At 35.6% G+C, this 26,963-nt stretch carries 20 protein-coding genes; 1 reads left to right on the plus strand and 19 read right to left on the minus strand.

The annotated features are described in order from the left end of the window. Positions 1-8 precede the first annotated feature (8 nt). From ACVWM0_RS06650 to ACVWM0_RS06690, 9 genes are all read right to left on the minus strand, one after another. Positions 9-581: a GNAT family N-acetyltransferase gene (locus ACVWM0_RS06650; protein WP_476471861.1), complete on the minus strand. Its 573-nt coding sequence runs from the start codon at positions 579-581 to the stop codon at positions 9-11. A 220-nt stretch (positions 582-801) separates the two neighbouring features. Continuing rightward, positions 802-1,842, minus strand: coding sequence for an NAD(P)/FAD-dependent oxidoreductase (locus tag ACVWM0_RS06655; RefSeq protein ID WP_476471862.1), 1,041 nt, complete (start codon positions 1,840-1,842; stop codon positions 802-804). Between the two features lie 204 nt (positions 1,843-2,046). Further along, a complete protein-coding gene (locus ACVWM0_RS06660; protein WP_476471863.1) occupies positions 2,047-2,373 on the minus strand; it encodes a hypothetical protein in 327 nt (108 codons plus the stop codon). A gap of 17 nt (positions 2,374-2,390) precedes the next feature. Continuing rightward, a complete protein-coding gene (locus tag ACVWM0_RS06665; RefSeq protein WP_476471864.1) occupies positions 2,391-7,694 on the minus strand; it encodes an ATP-binding protein in 5,304 nt (1,767 codons plus the stop codon). Next, positions 7,675-9,018 (minus strand): DNA phosphorothioation-dependent restriction protein DptG, encoded by a 1,344-nt coding sequence (gene dptG / locus ACVWM0_RS06670; RefSeq protein ID WP_476471865.1) that lies wholly within the window; start codon positions 9,016-9,018, stop codon positions 7,675-7,677. The genes ACVWM0_RS06665 and dptG overlap by 20 nt, the downstream gene beginning before the upstream one ends. Positions 9,019-9,020: 2 nt before the next feature. Next, a complete protein-coding gene (gene dptF, locus ACVWM0_RS06675) occupies positions 9,021-10,940 on the minus strand; it encodes a DNA phosphorothioation-dependent restriction protein DptF (RefSeq protein WP_476471866.1) in 1,920 nt (639 codons plus the stop codon). 166 nt (positions 10,941-11,106) lie between these two features. Beyond that, positions 11,107-11,532 (minus strand): Rrf2 family transcriptional regulator, encoded by a 426-nt coding sequence (locus ACVWM0_RS06680; RefSeq protein ID WP_476471867.1) that lies wholly within the window; start codon positions 11,530-11,532, stop codon positions 11,107-11,109. Between the two features lie 19 nt (positions 11,533-11,551). Then, positions 11,552-12,361 carry an MBL fold metallo-hydrolase gene (locus tag ACVWM0_RS06685; protein WP_476471868.1) on the minus strand — a complete coding sequence of 270 codons (810 nt, stop codon included), beginning with the start codon at positions 12,359-12,361 and terminating at the stop codon, positions 11,552-11,554. A gap of 13 nt (positions 12,362-12,374) precedes the next feature. After that, positions 12,375-12,935, minus strand: coding sequence for an NADPH-dependent FMN reductase (locus ACVWM0_RS06690; protein WP_476471869.1), 561 nt, complete (start codon positions 12,933-12,935; stop codon positions 12,375-12,377). Between the two features lie 224 nt (positions 12,936-13,159). Here ACVWM0_RS06690 and ACVWM0_RS06695 point away from each other — a divergent pair, with 224 nt between their 5' ends. After that, complete coding sequence (locus ACVWM0_RS06695) at positions 13,160-13,360, plus strand: hypothetical protein (protein ID WP_476471870.1); 201 nt, start codon at positions 13,160-13,162, stop codon at positions 13,358-13,360. A gap of 57 nt (positions 13,361-13,417) precedes the next feature. On the opposite strand, the gene ACVWM0_RS06700 is transcribed toward ACVWM0_RS06695, so the two are convergent. From ACVWM0_RS06700 to ACVWM0_RS06745, 10 genes are all read right to left on the minus strand, one after another. Next, positions 13,418-14,587 (minus strand): M20 metallopeptidase family protein, encoded by a 1,170-nt coding sequence (locus ACVWM0_RS06700; protein ID WP_476471871.1) that lies wholly within the window; start codon positions 14,585-14,587, stop codon positions 13,418-13,420. A gap of 26 nt (positions 14,588-14,613) precedes the next feature. Beyond that, positions 14,614-15,726: a sensor histidine kinase gene (locus ACVWM0_RS06705; protein WP_476471872.1), complete on the minus strand. Its 1,113-nt coding sequence runs from the start codon at positions 15,724-15,726 to the stop codon at positions 14,614-14,616. Continuing rightward, complete coding sequence (locus ACVWM0_RS06710; RefSeq protein ID WP_476471873.1) at positions 15,716-16,417, minus strand: response regulator transcription factor; 702 nt, start codon at positions 16,415-16,417, stop codon at positions 15,716-15,718. The genes ACVWM0_RS06705 and ACVWM0_RS06710 overlap by 11 nt, the downstream gene beginning before the upstream one ends. A gap of 12 nt (positions 16,418-16,429) precedes the next feature. After that, positions 16,430-17,305, minus strand: a complete 876-nt coding sequence (locus ACVWM0_RS06715; protein ID WP_476471874.1) for a D-alanyl-D-alanine carboxypeptidase family protein — start codon at positions 17,303-17,305, stop codon at positions 16,430-16,432. A gap of 171 nt (positions 17,306-17,476) precedes the next feature. After that, complete coding sequence (locus ACVWM0_RS06720; RefSeq protein WP_476471875.1) at positions 17,477-18,466, minus strand: alpha/beta hydrolase family protein; 990 nt, start codon at positions 18,464-18,466, stop codon at positions 17,477-17,479. 183 nt (positions 18,467-18,649) lie between these two features. Next, positions 18,650-19,804 (minus strand): class C sortase, encoded by a 1,155-nt coding sequence (locus ACVWM0_RS06725; RefSeq protein ID WP_476471876.1) that lies wholly within the window; start codon positions 19,802-19,804, stop codon positions 18,650-18,652. Next, entirely contained in the window at positions 19,801-21,015 is a 1,215-nt protein-coding gene (locus tag ACVWM0_RS06730; protein WP_476471877.1) for a class C sortase, read from the minus strand. Before ACVWM0_RS06730 ends, ACVWM0_RS06725 begins: the two co-directional genes overlap by 4 nt. A 142-nt stretch (positions 21,016-21,157) precedes the next feature. Beyond that, on the minus strand, positions 21,158-22,798 hold the full coding sequence (locus ACVWM0_RS06735) for a SpaH/EbpB family LPXTG-anchored major pilin (RefSeq protein WP_476471878.1): 1,641 nt from the start codon (positions 22,796-22,798) through the stop codon (positions 21,158-21,160). Between the two features lie 51 nt (positions 22,799-22,849). Next, on the minus strand, positions 22,850-23,635 hold the full coding sequence (locus ACVWM0_RS06740; protein WP_476471879.1) for a pilin N-terminal domain-containing protein: 786 nt from the start codon (positions 23,633-23,635) through the stop codon (positions 22,850-22,852). Beyond that, on the minus strand, positions 23,632-26,868 hold the full coding sequence (locus ACVWM0_RS06745) for a SpaA isopeptide-forming pilin-related protein (protein ID WP_476471880.1): 3,237 nt from the start codon (positions 26,866-26,868) through the stop codon (positions 23,632-23,634). Before ACVWM0_RS06745 ends, ACVWM0_RS06740 begins: the two co-directional genes overlap by 4 nt. Between the last annotated feature and the right edge of the window lie 95 nt (positions 26,869-26,963).

Here is a 26,963-nt window from a genome sequence, read left to right on the forward strand (position 1 = left end):
TTTTATTTTTAAACCTGATACTGTTTTACACCAATAACATTATCCCTAGATTGCTGTTTTACTTGCTGCTCCTCTCTATTAAATAGCATTCCCATATGAACAACGTCTTCATAACAACCATTAACAACTGTATCTTCTCTTGATATCCCTTCTATCTGAAACCCATTCTTTTGATAGAGTTCAATCGCGCGATGATTCTTCTCTAAAACGGTCAATTCTAGTTTTCTTAGCATGAGCCAATTACCTGACAGATCAAGCATTTCATTAAACAATTTAGATCCAATCCCATAGCCTTGGTAATCATTATGTACCGCAATACTAATATTTCCTTTATGTCTTCTTCTGTTTTCTTCATCTATGACTAACTTAATATAACCAACTATTTTTTTATTTCCTTCATCCAGTTCTGCGATAAAAGTATGTGTTCGATTAATCTCCTTGGTAAAATAATTATCTGTTTCGCTCATCGTCTCATCCTTTAACGATAAGATTGTTTCAAAAACACCCTCACTCGTCCGAATACGATTTAACTCCGGGATATCCGCTTTACCTAAAGATCTAATGATCACATGATCAGACATTTCCTCACCTTCCTTTTTATGACATATATATTTCAAGCGCTTTCATAAACAATATATCATAAACCCAAATATAAAACCACAAATTCTGTTGTTTTCACGTTAATTAACCACAAAAAACAACACTTAGCTTATTTTACACTAATTAAATTGAGATTTTATTATCATTAAAAGAATTTCCAACAAAAAAACAGTAAGAACTCACATAAGTCCTTACTGTTGGCTATTGATTGAATGCTTCCTTGTATATCTCTTGATTCCGTAGTTTTAACTTAGGAAGTTTTGTTGATTTTTTTTCTATTTTTGACGCATTTGGGTCTATAAATGTTTTGATTTGATTTACGGCATGAACCGCATCTTGATAGGCACCTGCAATCAAATTCAGTTTGCCCTCATATGTCAAGGCATCTCCTGCAAGGTAAATACCAGGCTCTGATGTTTCTCCTAAGTTGGTTCCAATTAACCCCTTTTTCTCATGCTTAGCTATTTTAATATCACTTGTAGTCATCAATCTCATATTTTTCTCATAACCATGATTAATAATCACAGCATCTGTTTCTATCCTCGTTTCAGTGTCTGTCTGTTCTTCTCTAATAATCACAGAGTCAATTGACTCTATGCCGTTCAACTTTTGAATAGAAGCACCTAATATCACCTTAGCTTGACTGCTCATTAATTTCTTAATCTCTGCTTCATGCCCTATCATTTCACCGTTACGATAAACAATCGTAACACTTCTGGCCACATGTAGTAATGTGTTCGCCCAATCCACCGCAGACTTGCCACCACCTGATAATAGTACCCTTTGACCTCTGAATTGTTCAATCGTAGGTACGGTATAGAATAGATTAGTCTGTTTAAAAATTTCTTCTCCTTCAAGGCCTATTTTTTTAGGCTTCACTGTGCCAAATCCTGCTGCAATTAGTACTGTTCTTGATTGATACTCTTGTCCGGTCAACGTGGTGAGACTAAATCCTCCCTCTTCTAACCGTCTAATAGAAGAAACTTCTTGATTGCAACAAATTTCAGGATGAAAGGTTACCCCTTGCTCCACACTATTTTTCAAGAAATCAGATCCTAAGATTGGTGGTTGCCCCCCAATATCCCAAATTAATTTATCTGGATACACATGGACTTTTCCGCCCAAAGCTGGTTTTGCTTCGATAATTCTAACACTCATATCACGTAATCCTGCATAAAAAGAAGCAAACAAGCCTGCTGGTCCACCGCCAATAATCGTTACATCTATTATCTCTGTTGCCATTTTTTAGTTCTCCTTTGGTTAAATCCATAAAACAGACCTAACATCTATCTCAAATAAACACATGATTTATCAGTCTATTCTTGATAATGATAATCATTATCAATTATGTAGTCAAGAGATAACCTTAATTATTCGGAATAATCTTATGAGTTAATTACAAAAAAAGGCAGAAAATATAATAACTTTCTGTCTTTTAAGCTTACCTTATTTCAAAAAACGATGACCACAACTTTTACATACCCAGCCGCCCTTTTCTTTATTACCAAGTAAACCTAATGACGCCCCTTTCTTACCGTATAAACTGGCGCCTAATAAAGCCTTACTATAAGAAAAAGGACTTCTGACATCTTTTAATAAAAAGATGTCCTGGCTACCACACTTAGGGCATTTTTTCTTTTTTTTATCACTAGCGTCACCAATTATATACATAACAACTAAGACAAAAACAATAGTTAATATAATAATAGCAACAGTGGGGAAAAATATAAAAAGGCCTATGATAAATGTAAATATAAAAAACAAGTACCACATAAAATCTTCTCCTCTTCTTATCTATTCCTCTGTTCAAAAGAAGCTATTTTCACTTGATTTATTTTAGGTTCAGATAAATCCCCATTTTGTTTTTTTACTGGTCCATAAGCAATAGCTTCACCTTTTAGTAACATCTTTAAAGTAGTCTCAACCTCTTTTCTATCAGTCATATCAGAAGTCATAGAACGAGCAATTGCTGTCACTTGAGACTCAGGCGGTAAAAAATGTAATTGTTCTGCGGCATTATAAATCGCTTCTGCATCATTTCCTTTAATAGAATCTAAAGATTGAGTAGCAAAAATACCCGACATCCCAAATTTTCGTCCTTCTCTTAAAATTTTAACTGCAGGAGAGGACGCGTTGAAATTAAGATTTTGAACTTCATCTAAAACTAGCGGTAAAGGTTTCCCTTCATTTCCAATTCTAGTAGCAAACTGGTATAGATCCCAAAGTAAAAATTCTATTAGCACTTTTTGAATATTTAACTGGAAACCTTTTAGTTGAAATATATTAATTTGACCAGTATTACCATAAATGTTAGTCCAATCAAAGTCATTATCATAAGAAAAAGGATCTCTTGTTAATAAAGCGCTAATACGGCCATATAAATTTTGTTGTGCTTTGTCTTCACTATACTTTAAATCAGCTGCTAAGTGACTAAATTTATAATTATCTCCGTTAGATCGATAACCAGATAATATCGATTCTGATAGTAATGTCCTTTGCTGAATACCTAAATCAAAAACAAAATCTATCACTTGTACTACCCTATCTACCATATCTTGTTCACTTTCAGGTATAACAAAACCACCCAAATCAATTTCTTGTCGTTTAAATGGATTAATTGGCAATTTATCTTGTAAAATGAACCTATTCTTAATTTTATCATTGTAACGATTATTAAAATGAGAATCTAGCTGATTAGGTAGAAAACCATCAGTGTAATCTATAACCAATGTGTCAATATTATGATTTGATAGTTCTGATAACAACGTTTGAACAAAGTATGTTTTTCCTTGTCCAGATTTACCTGTAATGAACAAATGCCTGTTAGCTAATTTACTATGACCAAACTCCCAATAGAGATGGCTACCTGAATCCACAGTATCGCCAAAATAAAGTCGAGTATCTGATAATGTAGGACTAGCTTTTATTTCATCAACAATATTAGTTTGTATTATATCAGTTTCATCTGGTTCTACTTTAATATTGTCACTTATCATTTCTTCTATTTCATCATTAACTAAATCTATATAATTTGTTCTAGGTTCCTCACTAGTAAATATTTCATGGATATTGCTCATTTCTAGTTCATCTACTCTATCTAAAATAACTTCTTTCTCAAATATTATATCCTCAGATATAACATTGTTCATTGATAAATTATGATTTAGCAATACTTCTTTTCTAAAATCAAATATTTCTTGCTGAATTTTAGAAACTACATCCACTGTTTTATCCGCTACAACATTATATGCGTCTGATTCAGGAACTTTAATTAACATCGTATTCCGGCTAGTTATCAAGTTGGCTCTACGTACTGTCTGATCTTTAGAAAATTCAAATACTATACCCTGCCCATAATATTCTTCTAATTCATAAGAAATATCATATTCTCCTATTACTAGCTTATTTTTAATTTCTTTATAGTTCGGAATCGCTCTCCTAGTAAAAATATTACTACTCAGCATTTTCTCTAAGTTCCCCAACATAATAGAAACAAAAAAGTTACGATAGTACTCTCTCATAAATTTGTCTTCGTTATCCTTACCCAGATATTTTTTTAGTATATCAGCAGTATGCTTTAACTGTTTAAATGCTTTATCTGTGACTGACTGATTATTAATCCCCACTTTAACCTCAATTGGAAGAAAGTGCAGTTTAATCCTAGTTCCCCTTAAATCAATCCCCATAAAAAGTAAATCGTCACTTGTTACACCAGTATGTCCTAAATTTTTACTACTGAATAGACCTTCTTTCATACTTAAGCCTACCATACCTGATACTCTTAATATTTCCTCAAGTGATATAGGTACCCAATAAAAATCAGGATGATCTAAAATACCTAGCATTTCTTTATACGAAGAAATAATACTCAGTTTTTCTCTAAGTGCATTAGAATTTGTTCTCTTTTTTGTTTTGTCTGAAATTAATTTTAGTAACCATTGTCCATTAATAACATTAAAGTTTTTAATTACTTCTTTTGTATCAAATACTTTCCTATCAGATAAATCTTCTAAAAGAGTCTCCTTTAACAATCTATCATATTGCTTAATATCATTTGTAACTGTGACAGATTCATACTGCGCCATTGTGCTCTGATCTGTATAATGGATAACCAACATTTCACCATTAGACTCATCAAAAAAGTAAGATAAATCAACATCTAAATTTAATAATGTCACCCAACTACTATGTTTTAAAATAGGAGTTATCTCATCTCGGTTCAACTCTGGTATATTATTAATCAAAGTGTCACCACTTCTGAAGATATCTGTATCTTTATTAGTAGATGCTATAAAACTATTCCATTTAATCATAAAGTTTACAAGAGGGGTTCTATTATGTTCTATTATTTCACCCAAACCAAATCCATTAGCATAACTATTAGCCTCTTTATTATATTGAGGACTGCTTAACAAACCGCCTAAGGCATAATTTTTACCTAACTTATCCATTTTAGCCACACTAAGACCTTTTCGCTGCATGAATTGATAAAAAGTGACATGGAAAAACAAATCCATCTCTTTCATTGTTTTATTCTCAGGTATCTTATAAACATTTATTTGTTTTTGTAATAATTCTAAAACTTCATAATCTTCGAACTTAGAGCCTTTATAAGGTGTTTTTAACAAATCGTTCAATTGTGTCATCGTAGTAACATCATACAGTTCCTTAAACAATGAATTTATTTGAACACCAAGTTTGTCGAAGTAAATATTGATTGGATTAATTTGTTCTAATGAGTCCACATCTTTCAATCTTTTCACAATAAAGTTTATGATGGCATCAAAGAAACTAGTTTCATCAACGATTCTTATCGCTGCTATGTTTAATGCAATTTGACTGTTGGTTTCAAACAAAAATTTATACTGTATCATATAGTCATCTAACCTATGAATAATAACATTCGAACCTAAATCAGATAATTGTCTCTCTTTCATCTTATTATAAAAGAGCCACTTAGGTACTTTTTTAGTATATGATGATTGATACTCATGATCGTTAATTTTTATATACGGCATCAAATATTGAGGATTCAAGGTTGCTATAATAGGTTCTTTAGGTACTTCAGTCGTCTCAGACAACTGTTGATACTCTTCTATTTGATAGGCAATCATAAAAGGACTCAAAGGGGTTAACCCAATTGAATCTCCTTCAACTACCATCCCAATATATTTAATATTTTGAACATCAGTCGCTGTTTTTTCCCCTTCTACCAAGCTGGAGTCTAAACTTTCTTCAACAGATAGGAGAACTTTCTGTAACAAAGATATATACTTATCGTTGAATACTGCCAAAGAAGGCGTCGTTTCCTCAGCTTTATAATAAGCAATTAACTCCTTATAAGTATTAACTACTTTTTCAGGTAAATCTAATTCTTTAGGATAATAAGTTTCATGTGTGACTTCACCGTATAAAGAACAGTTGTTTAACATAGTCATCTCAATGTTCAACCTATTCTTATACATTTTTTCAACTAGCAGTACATTTGATCCATTAAATATTTTATTGTCTTCATAAACTAATTGTGAGTCAGACAAACCTAATCTAGTTCTTTCAATGCTCAAAGGGAGGACTGGGACTGGTTTTTCGGTAATATCTTGAAACGCTATCGGAAAGAAAGAACCCTCTAAGTAAGTTGTTGCAAATAAAGACCCATTGCTCTCTTCTTCATAAATAGTATCTTCAAAAATTATTTCTTTATCCATTACATCCAAAACCTTTAAGTCCTGAAGTTTATTAACTTTAACGACTTCTTCAGTCGATAAACCAAACTTATATACTTTAACATCTGAAGAGATACCAAAATAATATTTTTTCTCACCTTTCAAGATATCCACTTTAAAATTAGGTCTTAGTTTATGAATTGTATTTAGAGAAGGTGGGATAATCATAAATTTAACAGAAAACGTTAACTTATTGATATTTTTGTGTTTATATTTCAAAAGACCACCATATGATTTTTGCCTGTCGAATCGATGAATAGTAATGTTAATTTTTTTCCCCTTAGCAATTACTTCAATATCATCATGTTTCACACCATGAGTTTCAAAAACAAAAGTATTGGAATCAATAATACTCGATTTATTAACAATATCATCAAAGAAAATATCAAAGCTAAAACTATCCATTTCGTGATTAGCAGAGGACATTATTAGATGAGCTTTTTTACTTTTCGCTCCCTTGTCTCCTTCCAATCGATACCAGGCACTTTGGTTACACATATTGAATTTATCAAAATCAAAATTTAAAGTTATTTCCTTATCTTTATTTTTTTCCTGTATTCCTTTTTCAACTTCTCTGTATTCCGTCACTTTCCAATCTTCAATTTGACTCAATTTTTTGATGACATCTCCGGAGAATTCTTCATTCAATCGCTCTTCTAAATCAATATGATCATGTAATCTTTCTACTTTTTGAAACATTGATTTGTTACTTTCTAATCGTTTATCCATCACATTTTCAGGTATTGTATCTAGAGACCTATCTGGAAAGAATCCCATGTTATTAAAGTCTTCATCATCAATGCTTGACTTTTCTAGAATTGAGAACAATGTTTCGTAATCTTTTAATACAGTATTGCTATTATTCGTAACATCTTTAACATATAAGTCCAAGGCTTTTTTTTGACCTAAAGACAGTGATTGATTATTACTAATATCTTTTATCACTTCACTTTTTATTTTTGAGATAGAGAATGGACCATCTTGTTGCGTCACATCAAAGGATCCTCCGATGATAGAATCTAAAGCATCGAACACAATAAAGAATACTGCTGTATTTTGCCATTCTGCATTATTAGCATTCACACGATTTCTAACTGTTACTAAAAAGTCTTGTGTTATTCCATTAATAGGTGCTACAAAAAGGACATTGACGTCATCTTTCTTATAACTAAATGTTTCGTAATCAAATTCCGACGATTTAAATTTTGTTTTATTTGGATAATTTGACTTAGACAACGAATGATAAAAGTTAGTTGCTTCAGCGATATCATCAAGCAACACAAAATATTTATCTCCTGCTTTTAACGTTTCTCTATTATCTAACCACTGAATTAGCCGATTTGATAAAAATTTATAATATTGATTTAACATATTGTGCATCCCCACTATCAGATAATTTTTCTAGAATATTGATATCTTCAAAGAAGGATATCAATTCTTTTCTACTTTTCTTATCAAAATAGATTCCTCTCTCCTCAAATTCTAAGAACAATTTATTTAATAATATCTTTTCACGGCTTCCTATAATAACACCAACAAACATGATAACTAATTCCTGAGTAGCATTCAGTGTGTATCCAAGTCTACCTCTGCTTTTTATAAATCCAAGATTAGAAAATTCATCAAAAGATTTTCTATATCTGTTCACCGTTTCGTATGCAGTATTTTGTTTAAGATAACCTTTAAGCTGTTTTATTTGGAATAAGACGTCTTCCTTAGAATCAAATGCTTCTCCAGTTGATTCTGAAAATAATTGGTTAAATAACAAAAGGTTATTTTGAAGCTTGGGTAGATTATTCACATCTTCTAAAATGTCCTTTAACATTCTGTAAGAGTCATTTCCTGAGAGTACATTGATATAATCTAACAAATCATTATTTATTAACAACTCCTTGGATACTTCATTAAAAACTCTGTACCCTTTTTTTATAGAGTCCCTACCTGCTGTCACTTTTTCTTTATCATAAGAAAACCATAATTCCACTTTTCTATCAGAATAAGATGTCATTAATAGCGTTTGTTCTAAAATATAATAAAAAAAGTAATAACTAATAAGCAATTTGATATCATTCAAGAAAAACTTATCATTCCTCATCAGCTGATTTAGATCTTTATTAAACATCGTGACTAGTTTATCCTGATTGAAAAAGTGGAAATTATCTTTTCGTGACTCCCTCTCGTTTATTTGAGGTAAGCAACCAATATATAACTCTTCATACAAATCGGTAATACCAGTCATAGATATGTATGTCTTCCACTCCTCATTTTCATCTAGTCTTAATAATTTAGTAATATAATAACCTAATAGCGCCTTCCCTTTTGATTCTACTTGTTCTGATTTTGTTTCTAATGCAACTGGATAGTACTGAATCAAGACAGGATTGGTCATGTTATTAAAATCAATCTGAAATAATTGTTCCACTTCTTGGTCACTTATATCTCCTATAAACTCTAACTTATCAACAATCAGATGAGCATGTTCCTCCCTAACATCCTTTAAAATAAGCTCCTTATCTAACGTAGTTCGTGCAATAATACCGATAATTTCATTAAAACTTGTAGTAAATTTTACACGCTCACTTGCCCTTGTATGAAAAGGAAAAATACGTCCTTGTAAATGATGCTCTGACCTAGGTTTTTTACCTTCTTTATCCATCCCTAAAAATTTGACTAATTGATCCACTTCTTGAGACATATTTAAACAATTCCTTTCGATAACGTTATTTTACTCATGAATTTTTTCAATTCGTAGCGCTCTTTTGTTTCAACATCCAATATAATATTTTTATTCATTACCTTCATAGAATTAACTACTTTATTTACAAATAAATCAAACGTTATCGCTATTTGTTTGTCCTCTTCTTTAAGAAAATAGCCATTATTTAGTTTATGCAAAATTTCAAATGTTCGATAATCAATTTCTACCTCTTGCAATTTATCGTTAACTTGAAAGCTTAAAATAATTCCAGCTCCAGATATCGCATTTTTTATTGGGACTAAATCAATTTCTACTAAGATTTTAATTCTACCTTTTCCTGGGTTTTTAATAATATATCCAGGTATACCACTATCTCCATTCCACTTGGAGAACGATTCATTAACTAATTCGAACAGTGAAATAGCCTGTCCTTGATTGTCAATTTCAGAATAGTGTTTCAGATACTCTTTAAATAATTGATTATCAAATAACTCATCGTGGATATCAATCAAGTACTTTACTCTAAGATATGTATTAATAAAATTATTAAAGTCTTGTTCTTTATCTTTAAAAGATTGAAAAACACCATAGAAGGTATTTGATTCGCTTCCCAATAAATCAGATACTTTATCTAATGTATTAGCAGCATGATACATTTCAATTGAGATTTCATCAACTTTACGGGTTTGCTTTCTAATGGGATCCAATAAATTAATAATTGTTAAAAGTTCCGATTTATTAGTATTTTCAAAAAGCAAGAAAGGCAAGTATGAATTAAAACTACTATGATTATCTCTAGGCATGGTTATGTCATAAAAAAAGTTAAACAACATTCGTGCAGAAATAATAATTTTATGCTCTATTTCTGCCCTTGCCAAGAGATAGATAATGGTTTGTTGAAAATCAGTCCTAAGTAAATATTCATAATTAACATGTAGTAATTGATTCATCCCATCATCCATATCTTCTAAATAAGCTTTATAAAAAGGATTATCTACATTCTTATTATATATTTTTTTAATGATTTGTTGGTAAAACTCACTTTCTACTTCACCGTTAATTAGCTCAAAGTTGCGTTGTTCAATAAAAGAAATGATATTAAACGGCAATTCTCTTGTCTTTATCAATTTTCTACTTGATAAAATATCTGTTCCTTCAAGGTATTCTATAAGTTGTGTGAAGCCTCCTTCTTTATTTAATTCTGTAATAAGATTTGTTAAGATACCTAAATTTATAGCGACAATTAAGCGACATTCCCCTATATTAATCTGGCTATCTGAAAAAGGTAATAAAACTCTTTTCATGGAATCTATAGCGGTACTAGTAGGAGAATCTGTCTCTGTTGCATCATTATGAATTTTGATATCGTATGTATCAAAACTTTTATGGTATTTGTTCATCATGTAAGAAATGATATGACTTTTACCATCTCCAACATTACCTACAACAAATAAGATGTTTTTTTTATTCGGTATAATCTCATCAAATAATATCTTTTCAAACTCATCTTCTATAGGACGTCTGACGTGCATATATTCTTTAAACTCATTAAATTCATTTTCATTGATAATAGCATCCCTAGATTGCATAGATAATTTTCTGAATTGAACTTCCAATCGGCTAAGTGTTGTTGTTCTATTAATATTTACTTTCTTAAAATGAGCATATAGCTCTGTAAGTTCATCTAGTTCTTTGTCTGTTACTCGGTATCCTTCTGACACTGCATTCAGCGTTCTAGAAATGTTTAAAATTTTATTTGTCTCATCAAAGGAAATCTTTTTTAATCTATTCCCTAATGTATAGGCGACATTATTAAAATTATTAATTGAAAACTCACCTTTTTTAATATTAAATTTATCTGATAATAGTTTATATAAGTTAATCGACAGCGCTTTAAATTGTTTGTTATTGTCCAACATCTAGACCTCCAAATGTATAATAATAAATCGTTGTAATATATATTATAGTATAAATAACAACCTATATTTAATTTTAGTTTATTTTATCCCCATAAACAATACATTTCTCCTTTTTGATATAAATTACCAAAAAAAGACAAGCATGAGCATCATGCTTGTCTTTCCTTTATTTTTCTTCAAGAGCGAGAATAGTCTGTATGACATCAGCTAATGTAACGCTCTTTAATTCCTCATTTAATCGTTCTTCAATTTGATCTACATAGTCAGTCAAGGATGCCTGAATGTTTCGACCAACAAGGCAATTGGGTGACGTATCTTGATGTATCATAAAGAGATCCCGAGGTGACTCTACTGCTTTGTAGATATCATATAACGTCACAGTCTCCGGTGGCTCCTTTAGTACTGTTGGTACAGGTCCTGGAGAACTATCAATTAAATTAGCTTTCTTTAATTGGCTTAATATTTTACGTACCACAGCGGGATTGGTTTGAATGCTACCAGCTATTTGAGTCGAAGTAATCCCGGTGGCTCCTTCAAGATAAATCAATGCTAACACATGAGTGGCAACACTCACTTTCGTTGAAAAGGCCACATGCATCACTCCTTGTCTTTTATTGCCAGTCCATTTCCCCTGTGACTACTTTGACACTCAGTTCTAATGCCCCTTCACTAATATCTGGAAAGGCTGACGTCATCTCTGTGATGATTTCGTCACTTCTGGTGTGTTTTTCTTCTACTTTAATGAATGTATTAATATAATCTTTCGTAAACGCGATGTTTTCTTTATCGAACCGATTACCAGAACCAAAATGCCCTGGTATCAGCACATCAATGGCTAATGTTTCTAAGTACTCTAAATCTTTCACCCAAGACCTTTGACTAGACAGTGTTTTTGTATCTGCCATAAACACATGCGTATCTGCTATCACCGTGATGCCACCAATAAGTACTTTTGATGCCTCATTATAGAGCTGTGTTCGATGCTTATCTCGGCCAACAATGTTGAATCGTTGCCCTTTAAAATCAATCCCGTCATTTTCTACATGAGGGATTACTATATTAGTCGGAGCCCCTTCTTTTAATACCTCTGACCACACCTTTAATTTATCTTGCCAAGTCTCTTCGATTCTGTCAATGGTCTCCTGAGTAGCGTAACTCTTAGCATGAGGAAATGCTTCTAAAATAAAGGGTAGGCCAAAATAAAAATCTGGATCACTATGAGTGATAAAAACCTTTACTAATTTAATACCCCGTTCTAGCATAAAATCAATAACTACCTTAGCATCAGAGGATGAAAATTGCGTATCAATCAGGAAACCTTCTCCCTCTTTTTCCACAAGTGTCATACTTGCACCCATAACTGGATCCGGCTGAAACACATTATAATTCAAACCATTTAGGCTGATTTCTTTAACTATCATAGGTTCACCATCCTTATTTATAAAACTGCTCAGTTAATGCGACAAAACCATCAACAATGGTTTGGAAAAAGCCTAAAGTACCTTCATTAGTAATAGACCCATCTTCATTAATAAAAGACGTCACGTTGCCTAAATATGCTTCTGGTTGTTGCATCGTTAGTACATTCAAGAATACCAAAGATTGTCTCAAATGATGATTCGCTCCAAAAGCACCTGGGGCTCCAGTCGATGCACTCACTACTGCACCCACTTTTTTGTCCCATCCACTACTACCATAAGGACGAGAAGCAACATCTAAAGCATTTTTCATAGCGGCAGGAACGGAACGATTGTATTCAGGTGTTACGAATAAATAACCATCCATCTCTTTGACTTTTTTTCTAAAGGTTGTCCAAGCTTCTGGTACCATACCTTCCACATCTAAATCTTCATTGTATAGAGGTAATTCCCCTATTTCGATGATTTCTACTTGGTAATTTTCAGGGAATTGCGACATCAGTTGACTGGCTATTTTGCGATTGTACGACTCTTTTCTTAGACTTCCAATAATAACTCCAATTTTTCTTGTTTCCATCACGATCTCTCCTTCAATTTTTTTACCTAACTAGAAACTAATCTACTACTTACTTAGTCCCTTCAAGATAGTAACTCAATCAGTTACTATCTATCTAACTTAATTTAAACAGAAAATCAATGTTTTGTAAAATGATAACCCTTCGTTTCTAAAGATATAACACATCAATAGTACAAATAAATAATTTATGTTATCTTATAACTACCAAAAAAAGAGGTGATACTATGCAAGAAAAAATGTTTTTAGTTTCTATTGTCGTTTTATTTATTAGTTTTCTGCTTCTAGGGCTAGTTGGCTTTTCTTTTAAACTACGTGCGGTAACTAATAAGCGTGCTTGGGATGGTTGGACTAAGCCATTGACCATTAGTGGCGCGATACTTTTTATCATCGCCTTAATACTACTCTACGCCTTCTATCCTTATTAACAAAAAAAGAGCCTTCAGAGCTCTTTTTGTATGGGTACCTTACTAATCCTATTCCTTTTATAACGCGCTATGATCTTTCACCAATTGGATATACATAGCCAAACCTGATGCCATCGCTTTCTCGTCAATATCAAATTTAGGGTGATGATTCATGTAGCGATACCCATCCTCTTCTATCCCTCCACCTAGTATCATGAAACAGCCTGTGTAACGATCAGTATACTCAGAAAAGTCCTCACTTACCATTTTCTGGGGATTAGAAAAAATAGCTGGCTCTCCGACACTTTTTAAAGCAGAACCGTAAGCCATCTCTGTCGCTTTAGAATCATTGATGACTGGACTATATCCCTTAATATAATTCAACGCATACTGTGCATTGTGAGCCTGACAAATACCTGAGACAACTTCATGAACCCTTGCTTTTATTAGTGTTCTTATTTCCGGGTCTGTAGTCCTTACATTGCCTTTAATAACAGCCTTATCAGGAATAATATTAAAAATATCTCCAGAATGAAACTCACCAAAAGAAAGGACTGCTGAGTGATAAGCTGAAATATTTCTTGATACAATGTGATGCAGGCTACTGATTAATTCTGATCCCACTAAAATAGGATCTACCCCGCATTCAGGTGTAGCACCATGAGTTCCTTTACCAAATACCTCTAACTCAATAATGTCTTGCGAAGCCGTAATCGCTCCCTCAGCAATCCCAATATGTCCCACAGGGTGATTAGGAAACACATGAAAGCCGTACACAAAAGCCACTTCATCTAGTACACCTGACTGAACCATTTCCACCGCACCACCTGGAGGTACTTCTTCAGCACTCTGAAAAATTAACACGACTCTATTAGAAAATGCCTCTTGATTGTGTCCTAACCACTCCGCTAAACCAAGCAGCATCGCCATATGAACGTCATGACCACAGGCATGCATCACACCAGGAACCGTAGATGCAAAGGATAGACCAGTCTCTTCTTCAATCGGTAACGCGTCCATATCTGTTCTAAAGGCAAGCACTTCTTTTGTTCCAGATTTATGACCATCTATAACTGCCACAAAACTCGTTTTACCCACCTGTTTAATCTGGTATTCTCCAAAAGAACTTACCAAGTTCTGTAACCACTGACTCGTATTGTACTCCTTATATGATAATTCTGGGTGCGCGTGAAGATACCTGCGCCATGCAATCATGTTTTCTAACTGTTTTTCCTTTTGTAAAACCATTCTTACCACTCCTTTTTTATGTCCCATCATATCTTCGGTAAAAAAATAGTAAAGGTTGTGACTCTATCACGACTAGCCACAGCTATCTGTCCATCATGGGCTTCTATAATATCTTTAGATATAGCCAATCCTAGGCCAGCCCCACCATTATTGGTTGTCCTCGCTCTATTCAGCCGAATAAATTTATCAAACATAGTAGCCATGGCCTCTTCACTCAAGGTATCACTCGCATTAGCGATAGTAAGGGTGACACCCAGTGCCGTGGCCTTGGTTTTGATGTTTATAGGGCTATGGTCGTCGCCATACAGAATGGCGTTTTTGACAAGATTATTCAGTACTCTTGCGAATTTTTCTAAGTCCACAGAAATCAGGAGACTCTCCACCTCCATCTCTGCCCATTGACCTTTCGCCTCCATTTCAAAGCTTCGCTCATCCACAATTTGTTGCAACATTAATTTCAAATCTGCCTGTTGCTTTGTTAAAACAATGTCTTGCATATTGAACCGAGTAATGTCAAAGAATTCATTAATAAGCCCTTCCAAGTCATTGGCCTTGGTCAAAACCAACGCAAGGTACTTTTGACGTACCAACTCGTCGATTTCTTCAGCCTCCACAAGGAAACTTAAGTAACCAATAATGGAAGTTAAAGGGGTTTTGATGTCATGAGCCAAATACACCACGAGATCATTCTTCTTCATCTCGGAATCCTTTAGTGCCATTTCACGGTGGTTAATAATCTGCTTGCTCTGATTGATTTTTACAGAAATACTAGATAACTCCGGCGATAGTTCCGTCAGGGTGTCACTTTCCGTTACGATGGTTTTGAGGTTATCATCAATTTCATTAAAATAAGTCATCACCGTATTAATTAATTGCCTGAAAATAAAATAAATGGCCCCTATCATTAGAAGCGAGATGATTTCTATTTTATTTTGTCGAATGGCACGGTGATAAATTGTAAAGGCACTTTCATAATCCAGAGACAATTTTGTTTGGAAAAATTGCAATACCCATTCTGCTACTACACCACTGAACAAAGAAAATAGAAACAATAACACAACAACACTTACCACTAATCCTTGAATTAACTGAATTAACAACCGACGTTTCAGTAACGTAAAGTTAGCTTCATTCTTCAAACTTATACCCCACTCCCCAAACCGTTGTAATGTATGCCACACTTGGACTAAATACTTTTAATTTCTCGCGGATGTGTCTGATATGTACCATAATCGTATTCGTTGCTGATTCATAGTAGGCTTCACCCCATACCTTGGCAAACAATTCTTCTGAAGACATGACTTGACCTGGGTGTTTAGTCATTAATGAAAGAATACCAAACTCTTTAGGCGTCAGCTTAACTTCATGCCCATTCACAAAGCATTGATGGTTGTCATACTTCACCATAAGCCCTTTGCTTTCAAATACATTGGTGACTTCTACCACTTTGTCCCCTTGGCTATAATTCGTATGACGTCTTAGCTGAGCTTTGACCCTAGCCACGAGTTCTAAGGGTTGAAAGGGTTTAGTAACATAGTCATCTGCTCCCATTGTTAGGCCATGAATTTTATCCATGTCTGTGTTTTTAGCCGTTAACATAATGATCGGAAACACTTCCGTTTGTCTCAACTTCCCGCACAAATCAAACCCATTCATATCCGGTAACATCACATCAAGAATACCTAAATCAATAGCGTCACTTTCAACAAGTGCTAAAGCCTTGGCACCTGTCTCCCCCACTACTACTCGAAACCCTTCATTTTCCAAATAAAGTCGCAATAAATCAGAAATTTCTTGTTCATCTTCTACTACTAATACACAGTCTGTCATCCTATTCGCCCCTTATAGTTGATTGTAGAGACTCTTGGCATCAAGCATATTAAACTGCTTGGTTTTGTGATCCCCTTTTGCCCCCACGGTAATCACAATGTACTCCTCACCCTCTACTTCTGCAAGGCTTGCCAAGCAAAGACCCGCTTCTTCCGTGTAACCTGTCTTGCCACCAATGATATCACCTTTTTTAACAGATGTATTCCCTAATTTTTTAAATAAGGTACTCTCAAAAGAATAATTGCTTCCCACATACTTTTCAGTCGTAAAGACGTCTCTAAAAGTGTCATTTTGAAGAGAATAACGCAACAGTAAGGCTAAGTCATTCACAGTAGAGTACTGATCCGCTGATTCGGTTCCATAAGAATTGGTAAAATGTGTCTTTGTCATACCTAACTCCCCTGCTTTTTTATTCATCTCTTCAGCAAAAGCAGCATCGCTCCCTGATATAACGTGAGACAATGTTACGGCAGCGTCTGCTCCAGACGGCAACATCAATCCGTACAATAACTCTTCCACCGTTACCATAGCATTGGGTGCAAAGCCCGCAACAGAAGCTCCTTCGTAATACAAGTCAGTGATGCCACTTCCATTGATAGGAACCACTTGTGTCACATCTGGTAACGTTTCGATAGCAATAATAGCCGTCATCATCTTCGTTAAAGAAGCGGGTTTAATTGTTTCATCGCTGTTTTTCTCAAACAACACTGTCCCATCTAATTGTTGCATGGTTGCGTTGTTACTGTATATTTTGTGTTCTTGTCGTAATTCACTTTTTGAGCTTCCAGTCCCTGCAAAGATATCTGTCATTTCATTATACATATAATAGCCTAAACTTAAGAATAACCCTACTAGCATTATCACGAGTCTTGTCATATTTTTTGTCATCTGTCTCGCCTCCTGTAACCATTTAACCAATAAAAGAGGCGGCACATCTTCATTTCCTCTGAAGGATTTATTAATGTTTTCTTAAGTCGCAATGTCATAGGTATTATTTGCTATTACCTATCAAAAAAGCTAGGAATGCATGACGCACATTCCTAGCTTTGGTTAGTATCCTTATATCTCTTCAGCAATATCTTTCAAACTATCCAGATAGTCCGGTGAAAAAATCCATCTAGGATTAAAAAGAGCCTCAAAAAATGTCATAAAAGTGTCTTTTTGGTGCCGTGGTTTCAACATTCTATGAGTCGCTTTATTTATGTGCTTTACCCTTAAATGTTCTCTAGTCACGCACTCTCGGTAAATCTCTTCGGTTTCTCGTACATCAACATTGATATCATGGTCTCCTAACAATAAATAATAAGGCTTATTGATTGCCTTGAGCTCTTCTGTATTATCAAGAGTCATGTTTTTATGAATAAACGCCCACCTATCTTCTGAAATGACCTCTTTATCCAACCCACTATTAAGATACCCTTGGTAATCATTTCGTTGTAGATACTCTGTGATATCAGCTTCTACTAATCGTTTGTCCTCGATTTCCTTTGACGAATACCCTTCGTAGGTCATCTCACTTATCGTATTAAATTCACCTTGTCTCAACCAATTAACAGCTGGTGCGACGCCAACGGCAAACTTGACAGAATCATTGTCAGTTAACAGTTTGGAAATCACCCACCCTCCTTGACTAGCTCCCCAAACCCCCACTCTCTCTGGATCAATATCAAAGGTTTGACGTGCCCATTTTAACACTGTTTCCGCCTCATTTTTGCGGTCTTCCATGTCTTGTGTCAGCCAATTTCCTGTGGACTCACCTACACCGGCCTTATCCCAACTAACTGATATCATGTTTTCTTTTGACAACACTTCCCAAGCCGGGTAATACCCTTCGTCTAGGTTCTTATTAGCAGGCCCATCCCCATGAATAAATAACATCAATCCAGGTCTGTCACTGCTCTTTTTAGGCATAGCATACTCTACGGCGATGCGGGTTCCATCACTATGAATCACCTCATCGTTAATAAGCATATCAAATTGGTTATTATAACTGATCACCCCTACCAGACCAAGGATGATTAACCCAAACACTAGGCTATATTTTTTCATTCGCTACCTTCCTTATCAAGTACTATTTCCTCCCATAATAAAACATCCTATTTGTAAACAGGAAGCCTTCAGTGAAATTGTAGCACTCTGTTGATAAAAAATCTATGTCACAGTTTGTTGTACGTGGTTCATCCAACAACAATAGGAACATAGCTTCTGCCATGTTCCTACAATTTATTACCTTTATCTTCTTGCCGTACTCTTTTTCTTTCTTACCTTTTTAAGATAGATCACGTGGTCTTGTGTATCACTCTTAAACAAAGGACTCAGCATTACTACTTGAATGTCTTGCTTTATTTTTTTTCGTCCCACTTGCATCAATGGTTGATTGTTCCATTTTATGCTGTACATATTACTAGGTAAATCAGTGAATTTGGCTACATCATTAGGTTCAAGATGGATGTCATATGGAACACCATGACGAAGCATAGGTTTTTTCCCTTTTTTATCAAATAAGGCTAATGTAACAGCTTTATGTTGGTTAACAATCACTAGCTCAATTGTCATTGTCATTTGACGCAACCGGTATAAATGAATATGTCGCCATAAAAGAAGCACCCATAATAAAACTGCGATAACCATTCCTATCATGATCAGCCACTGTTTAAGCTTACGCCATTTGTCCCCTTCTTCTTGTTGTTTCTTGATTTTTGGCGTATAGGGGACACGGTAACCTGTCACTAGCAACCGATGGGAATTAATCATATACGGTGTACACGTCACTAGTGTTACTAAATCTTGACCCCCTTCTTTTTTCAATATATCTGTTTCGTTTGGTAACACTACATGAGTATCCCGTACCTTATAAGCTAAGGTCTCTCCTAATACGTGAAGTAAAAAGAGGTCCCCTCGTTTTAATTCAGGAAGGTTAGTAAACAATGTGCGTTGTGGTAGTCCCCGGTGGGCAGAAATAACGGAATGGGTTCCCTCACCACCAACAGGATAGGAGGTTCCTTCTAATACGGTGGCTCCTCTATTAAGTAATTCATTGTTTGTCTCATCATATAATGGGATATTAAGGGATAGACTAGGGATGTCAATCGTACCAATCAAATGTTGATAAAAATAAGCTTCGGTTTTATCAGTCGGTTTTTCTTCATTAAAAGGATCACTTCTTGGCGAAAAATAGGCTTCGTTTTTTTTATTCTCTTCAGCTAATTCGCTTTTTTTCTGCTCAAACTTCTTTTGTTCGTTTTTTAAATAAACAGCAACTCGTTGTTGGTCGATAACATGGTTCAGTGCATTGATATAAAACGGATACGTCATAATCAGAAGACCTATTAAAAAAAAGAGTAACATACCTATTTGTGAGATTAATTTATTTCGTGGGTTCTTCATTTCTTTTTCCTCAATTCAAGTAAATAGTTCTTTCCATTCTCGGTCTTAATCGTTTTAAAACTCTCACGTTTACCACGCAACACAAATTGTTTATCCTTCAATGAATGAATATAACCTTTTACCATTGGGCCTTTCTTTGATTGACGTGGTCTAGCCCAGTATTTACCACCAGGTAGTTGATGAAAACAGACTTCTCCGTTGACATCACTCACTGCCTTTAATGTCTTTTTATGTTTGCGCACAACGTCTTTCCCTGTTGTTAACACAAATACCTCACCTACCACGGGCTTACTATTTTGGTGGACAGTAAAGATAAAATCATAGGTGTATTTACCGCTTTGATAATAAACAAATTTACGCCACATCCAATAAAAAATAAGACCAAAAAGAAAAGGAAAGCCAATCAGAAATGCACGAAAACGACGTTTATGATAGTCTTGTGTTTTCTGTTTGTCATCTTTCATTTGTTCCGCACTATAGGGGATACGATGGGCGGTCACTAGTAACCGATGGGTATTAACCATATAAGGGGTGCAAGTGACAAGCGTGACTAAGTCTCGGCCGTTCTGGATTTTAACATCGTCCAACTCATCCGGTAATACCGTCTTAAAACGATTCACTTCATAAGCCAACGTCTCATCCCCAACCTCTATATATATCACGTCTTTCAGTTCTAATTTGTTCAAATCAGTCAATAATTTTTTATCTGGCAAACCACTATGTCCTGTAATAACGGAATGAGAATCCTCGCCACCAATTGGAAAAGAACTCCCTTGTAAAACGGTCGCACCAACCTCTAATAACTCATTCGTTGTTTCATCAAATAAAGGTAAACTCACATGGATCTTCGGAATATAAATTGCTCCAATAGTATGTTGTTTATAATAATCCGGTTTTTGCTTAACTCCTTTAGTATTTAAAGCAGAGGCAAAGGGATCCTCAACTGCTCCCATCCCAGGGATATTTAGGCTCTTTTTATTGGCTGCTAACTCTTTATTGCGTTGAGTCATTTCTGCTAATTGTGCTGCTTTTTTTTGGTTAAACGCTGCTTGATTTTCTTTATGTAAAGCTTCAATAACTTTTTGATCATAATAATTATTAATTGAATCCACGACGAAAGGATACGAAAAAACCATGACACCTGAAATGAACAGTAAAGCCATCAGTAATTTTAAGATTAGATTGAGTCGTTCCTCTTTTTGCTTTGTCATAAACTACCTCCTTTATTTGCTCAAAAAATTAGAGAGCCACATCGACCTCTGATAGATGTACTATATCTAATTTTTTCAACTTAAAAAGAAAAGGTAACCCCTGAATGGCAGTTACCCTTAATTGTTTCATTCGTTATTCCGATTAGACGTGCGCTTGTTTTCTAGATTTAGAAAACCAAACATACGCTATAGCCATCATGGCTGTTCCCACTGCGATAAAGGCATAAATACCTTTACCACCTGTAGCTGGTAACAACCCTTTTGGTGTGTTCTTAACTGTTTCTAGGAAAGAGGTGTCTTCATATTTACCATGCACCACTGTAAAGTTATAAACATCTGTCAACAACGCATACCCAGTTGGTGCTTTGGTTTCTTCTAAGGCATAATCTCCGTTGGTTAACCCTTTTACAGCAAATGTACCTTCTTTGTTAGAAATAAGTGTCGTTGCTTTCGCTTTGTCTGTTGTCCACTCAGCAAACACATATTCACCCGTTGTTTTATGCGTTGTAAAGATAGCATAGTTTGCGCCTTGTTTCACCACAAATTCCGCCCCTTCTAATGCCTCGCCTGACTGAGCATCCGTTTTGATGAACTTACGGCCACCTGTTCCGAATTTTACTGGTGGGTCCTCTGGATCTGGGTCATTAGGATCTGTTGGTTTTTCTGGATCGTCTGGGTCTTTTGGATCCGTTGGTTTATTCGGATCTTCTGGATCTTTCGGATCAGTTGGGTCTTCTGGATCTGTTGGTTTTTGATGTGTCACCATCTCTGTTACTGTTTCATTGTTAATCTTAACGATGGCCTTATTTTCTTCTAATAGTTCTGGTTTAACATCAGCGGTTAAGGTCATTTGGTAACCCACAACGATTGCTTTACCAGCTAGTGCTTGTACTTTATTGCTCTGTGTTTTTAAAGATAATTCAAAACCATTTCCTTTTTCAGTCAATGTATAATCAACGTCTTTAACTAGTCCACCATCGAAGTAGAGACCTAAAGAATCTGTTACGTATTTTAGATTATCAGATGGTGTATCAGTTAATGTATAAGTGTCTTTTTGATCAATATCAGCTGGTATATTGAGTGTGACATTAAAGTCCAAAACGTCACCGGTTGATACATTAACATAGTCAGTTCCGTCCCCATTTTTGTCCCACTCAAACTGATTGCCCACATTTATAAATTCTTTTGTGTCATAACGCGTTTCATTTTTTGGGTATAAATGAATGTCTGTGTTTAAAGTGTCTGTTGATTTACCTTCTGCATCTAGTTTATAGATTGGCATACCAAGAACGATAGGTGCTGACTTTTGTGTCACACTCACTGTGTTCGGTGTTTTCGTTTCTAAGAATAAGTAGACTTGGTCGGTTTTGCCATCCGCTGCTTTTAAGGCTAAATCAGAAAATGTGACAAGCCCCCCATTGCTAGTTGTCCCTGCTATGACTTTATTTGTCTCGTTTGCAACGTACTCTTTCTGAAGCTTAGCAATCGCATCCGCAGGAGATAAAGGATTATCCCCTGAACGTAATCCTTTATACTGTGCTGTCACATCATAGACAGTAAATTCAGCACCGTCTAGTGGCTCACCTGTAAAACTAGCATCTTCCGATCCTGTGTTTTCTTTTGTCCCTCGATTATCCGTGTAAATTAATTTATGCAAGGTCACATCCGCTGTAGTGGTCACTTCTGCTGCAGAAACTGGCATAGAACCCATGGCTCCCAAAACAACTGGCAAAGCTAACAGACTCAACGCTAATGTTTTTAACGTTTTGGTTATTTTTTTCATTTATAGTTCCTCCTATTTTTGTTTTCTTATTTAAATATGACGCATCATACCTTAAATACTCCGGTGATTCTTCCTTTTTCTATACCACACATAACTAATTACGGCCGTCAGCACGACTCCCAATAATGCCATGATTGATTTTACTTCACCTGTTTGTGGTAAGAAGGGTTTCTTAGGCCTTGGTGTTGGCTTTGGTTCAGGTGGTTCTTTTTCATCTGGAACAGGTACTTTATACTGTGCATTCTTTGGATATAAGTGAATGGTAGCTAAATTCGTTCCTTCTTCTAAAGGATTTTCTACGGGCAATATCACAAGCATCGGTGTTGCCATCTTGATGATTTTTTGTCCTTTGACTAATGGTGCTGCTTTTTCAAGTATTAAGTACGCAGGTGTTTCTTCCTTAGAAGACGTGTGAATCACTGCCATACCACTCTCACCCTCAATGGTTTTAGTAACTACCGTATCTAACAAATTAGCTTTAAAGGTTTCTGCTAACCTGGCAGGCTCTGTGTCTCGAAAATAGGTTTGGATGTCTTGTTGTGTTTTATTATCCTTTTGTTGTTGCTTCACATAATCCGTCACATCATACCATTCAAAGACAACATCATTTAACCCATAAGCTATTTCCTTATCCATAAATGGTGCATCTGGCATTGGCGTTCCCGTGTTTAAAATATCTTCTGGTTCTGCTTTAGGATCAATGTACATTCGTTTATGTAAGACAATCTCTGTTTGGATGGTTGGTGTTTCTTCCGCCTGTACTTGTGTAATACACCCTACGTTCAAAGTAAGAGTGAGCAAAAACAAAAAAGAAAATACGTTTGTCCCTTTTCTCATTTGACTCTCCCCCCTCTATGATGACGATAAACATAGTAAGCTCCTACTATAGCCAAAAGGGCACCTAATACCATGGCGGTAACTAAATAGGTTCTTGTCCCAGTCCCCCCAGTTGCAGGTAGCAAGCCTTTCACACTATTGGTAACTGTCAGTTCAATCGTATTTTTTTCACCTAACACGACCGTTGCTGTATCCTCTTTTCCATCCACAGCTACCTTACCTGATTCGCTAATGACAAGGGTGATGGGTTCTTTTAATCCCACATAATTCTCAGGTGTCACGGTTTCTTTTAACCTGTATGTTCCAGGTTTTAAAGAGGTGAAGGTAAACTTGTTTCCTTCTAATTCGTTTCCTTCAGCTGTTACTTTTGTCCCATCAGCCGTATTGGTTAATTCAAAGACCACTCCCATGACGGGTTGGTTGTCTTGATCCACTTTGATAAGGTTTAACTCAAATTCTTTTATATAGTTAACGATGTCATTGTCTTTTGGTAAACCAATAACTTCTAGCTCTCCTGTAGCGATATTTTGTTTAATTTCCAATGGGATTGGTTTAATTGGCTCATAACCAGCCAAACTTGCTTTTTCTCTGATAACATATTTCCCAATTGGTAAAGGATGAAACTTTACTTTCCCTTCTTTGTCAGAGATGACTTCTTGAATCATATCTGTTTCTTGTTCAGAGGAAAGGGTAAAGACGACTCCTTCTAACTTTGCTTTTCCACCATTAATTTTTGTTAATTCAATCGGCGTTGTCATTAATTCATTTCTAATAGTGATGGTTTTATTAGCAGTCTCTCCAGTGACTTGTTCCTTGTCGTAAGAAGGAGTGTGATAACCTAAGACACGTTGATTGCCGTCCGACGTTTCAATAACTCTGTAATGAATCATCTGTCCCGATGGCCCTTTTTTAGCTAAACGGTTAAACACATGTTCCAACTCTTGGCCTGTGGCATCTGCTGGAAGAGTGACCTCTTTTCCCTTCACTTTTTCCCAATCACCCGAACCACTTCTTGACTCTAACTGAAGGGTGATATCTTGTCGTTTCCCCCAACGGTTCCCTTCATCTTCCCATTCTTTTTTCACAGGTATATCAAAAACATCCGCTCGAACTGATGGTACAGCAAAGCCAATGGACTCTCCGTAATTAAAGGCTTTAGCTGAAGTAGGGCCGTTTGCTGGATAAAAGCTGCCATCTCTGTATTCTTCCTTTAATTCCACTTTATAAGTAAAACGAATACCAAATCGTTCAAGACTCGTGCCTGAAAGGTTCATTTCTGAAAGCTTAATCGTGTTATCTTCTACTTTGGCATTTGATTGGATCATTTGTGCGTACAATGGGAAGTTTGGCGTCCCTTGACCGATAATATCGAGAGAATTAGGGGTCCCTTTTTTTAACGTTAAGGCATCAAATCGGATAGTAGACACATCATCAACAAGGTCTACATATTGACTCATTGGATCCGTCGTAGTTCCCAGTGCAAAGACATCTTCATACCCTCGAATCACACGAGAAATCGTTTCAATGGCTTTGTTTAAATCAACTTCGCTTTGAGCATCAAACTGACCATCAGGACCAATCGCAGAAAGTGTTCCCGGGATATACGGCCCAGAAGCACCTAGACCAATAGAATATTTATGAAAGCTACCCACGTTTGGGTAATACCTATTGTTATAAATTCGATTGTTTAAATAAACGATGGTATTATCATAAGAATTCTTCGGATTATCGGAAGATTCCGTCCCGTTACCTAAAAAATTACCAGACGTTAATTTATACGTTGTTTTTCCAGACTGACTTGTCACTGTAGACTGTGAAATGCCTTTAGGGTTGGTGTTGTTAGGATAAAAAGTAGCCATACCATCCGTTAATACAATTAAGAATTTTTCAGCTTCTGGCCGAGCCTTTTCTTGTAAAATCTTCGTTCCCAGTTCAACCCCCATATAGGTTGGCGTCCCACTTGTCGTCGGATTCGTGGTAATAATAGTATTGTTCATGAACGTGGTGGCATCATTTGTAAATGGCGTGTTGTTAAAATTCGAATGCTCCGCCCAAACGGCCGTATTTTTATTATTCCAATCTGAACCAAAGGATACTGCTGATAAACGCACATCATTCCCTGGAGCCAATAGTCCTTTTGATAGTTTATTTAGCGCACGTTTCGTCATCTGCCACCGCGAATTATAACTAGAAAAACCAACATTGGTTCCATTAATATCATTGGCCATACTTCCTGACTTATCGATAACAAATACTACGTCAACAGGTTTTGCTACTTCTGAAGCCCCCGCAATCACATCAACAGATACATCAAATTGATTCGGATTGGTGGTTGGTTTCACTACTTTTTTTGTTAAGACACTGCTCTTTTCAGATGTTGTACCTGGTCTTGGATGTTCGTGGTAACCATTTAGTAGATTAGCATTCCCTCCAATAATATTTGTCGTTGTTGGAGGTCCCTGATAGGCTTTACCATAGTCAAAATTGCGGGTTGTGTTCTCTTGATTGGTGTTAATGGTTGAACCCGTTAAATACTTATTTGTCCATACTTCAGGGAACACCCCTTCTTTTGTATGGCTGTATACAAAGGGATCCGTATAGGGTAGTGTCCCTTGTCTTTCTGTTCCCGACAACAAGCGCTCGAATCGATTAACCTGCTGATGTTTGGGAGGGTCGAGAGCCTCACTTAGCTGTGTAATATTCCCTTCATCACTGCCAATTTCGCTAGTTTCAGTAGATTCGAGAATCAGTTTTTCACTGTCTTCTTCTTTCTCCCTTTGTTCTTCAATTATGGGAAGGTCAAGCTCGTAAGGTCCTTGTAAATCTACGGATAAAACATCCATGTTTTCTTCAGTATCTATCTGGACCTCTAAACGTAATTCAGGGATGTCTTCTTTGGTAACGAGAGATAAAGAACCAGCACTTGAGTGTGTTGCATTTAACTCAGTGAACCAGTCTTCCTTTTGTTCCCAATGTCTCTTTTTTAAGACTCTCACTTCTTCCCCTTCAGAAGTCAGCCGTAACTTTAGGCGTTGATTTTCCGTCCCTTCTTTACGATAATCAACGGTCCAAACAATCTCCTGATTAGAACGAGTCGGAGTGACAGTCAGTTGTAATTCATCCGTATCGATAATCCTTTGTTCCCTATTTGACGCACTAGTCACTTCAACGGATGGCATCAATAAGGTTAAAACAATCGTTAATAAAGATAACCAAGCAATTATTTTTTTCATATTCCTCCTCCTTAACACGTATTGAGAATAATAGCCTTGTATCCTCGTATCTTCTTCCTCCGTTTTTATAACCGAGGCGTTTCTGTCTGATACCA

It is taken from the genome of Vagococcus sp. 211 (assembly GCF_056322705.1).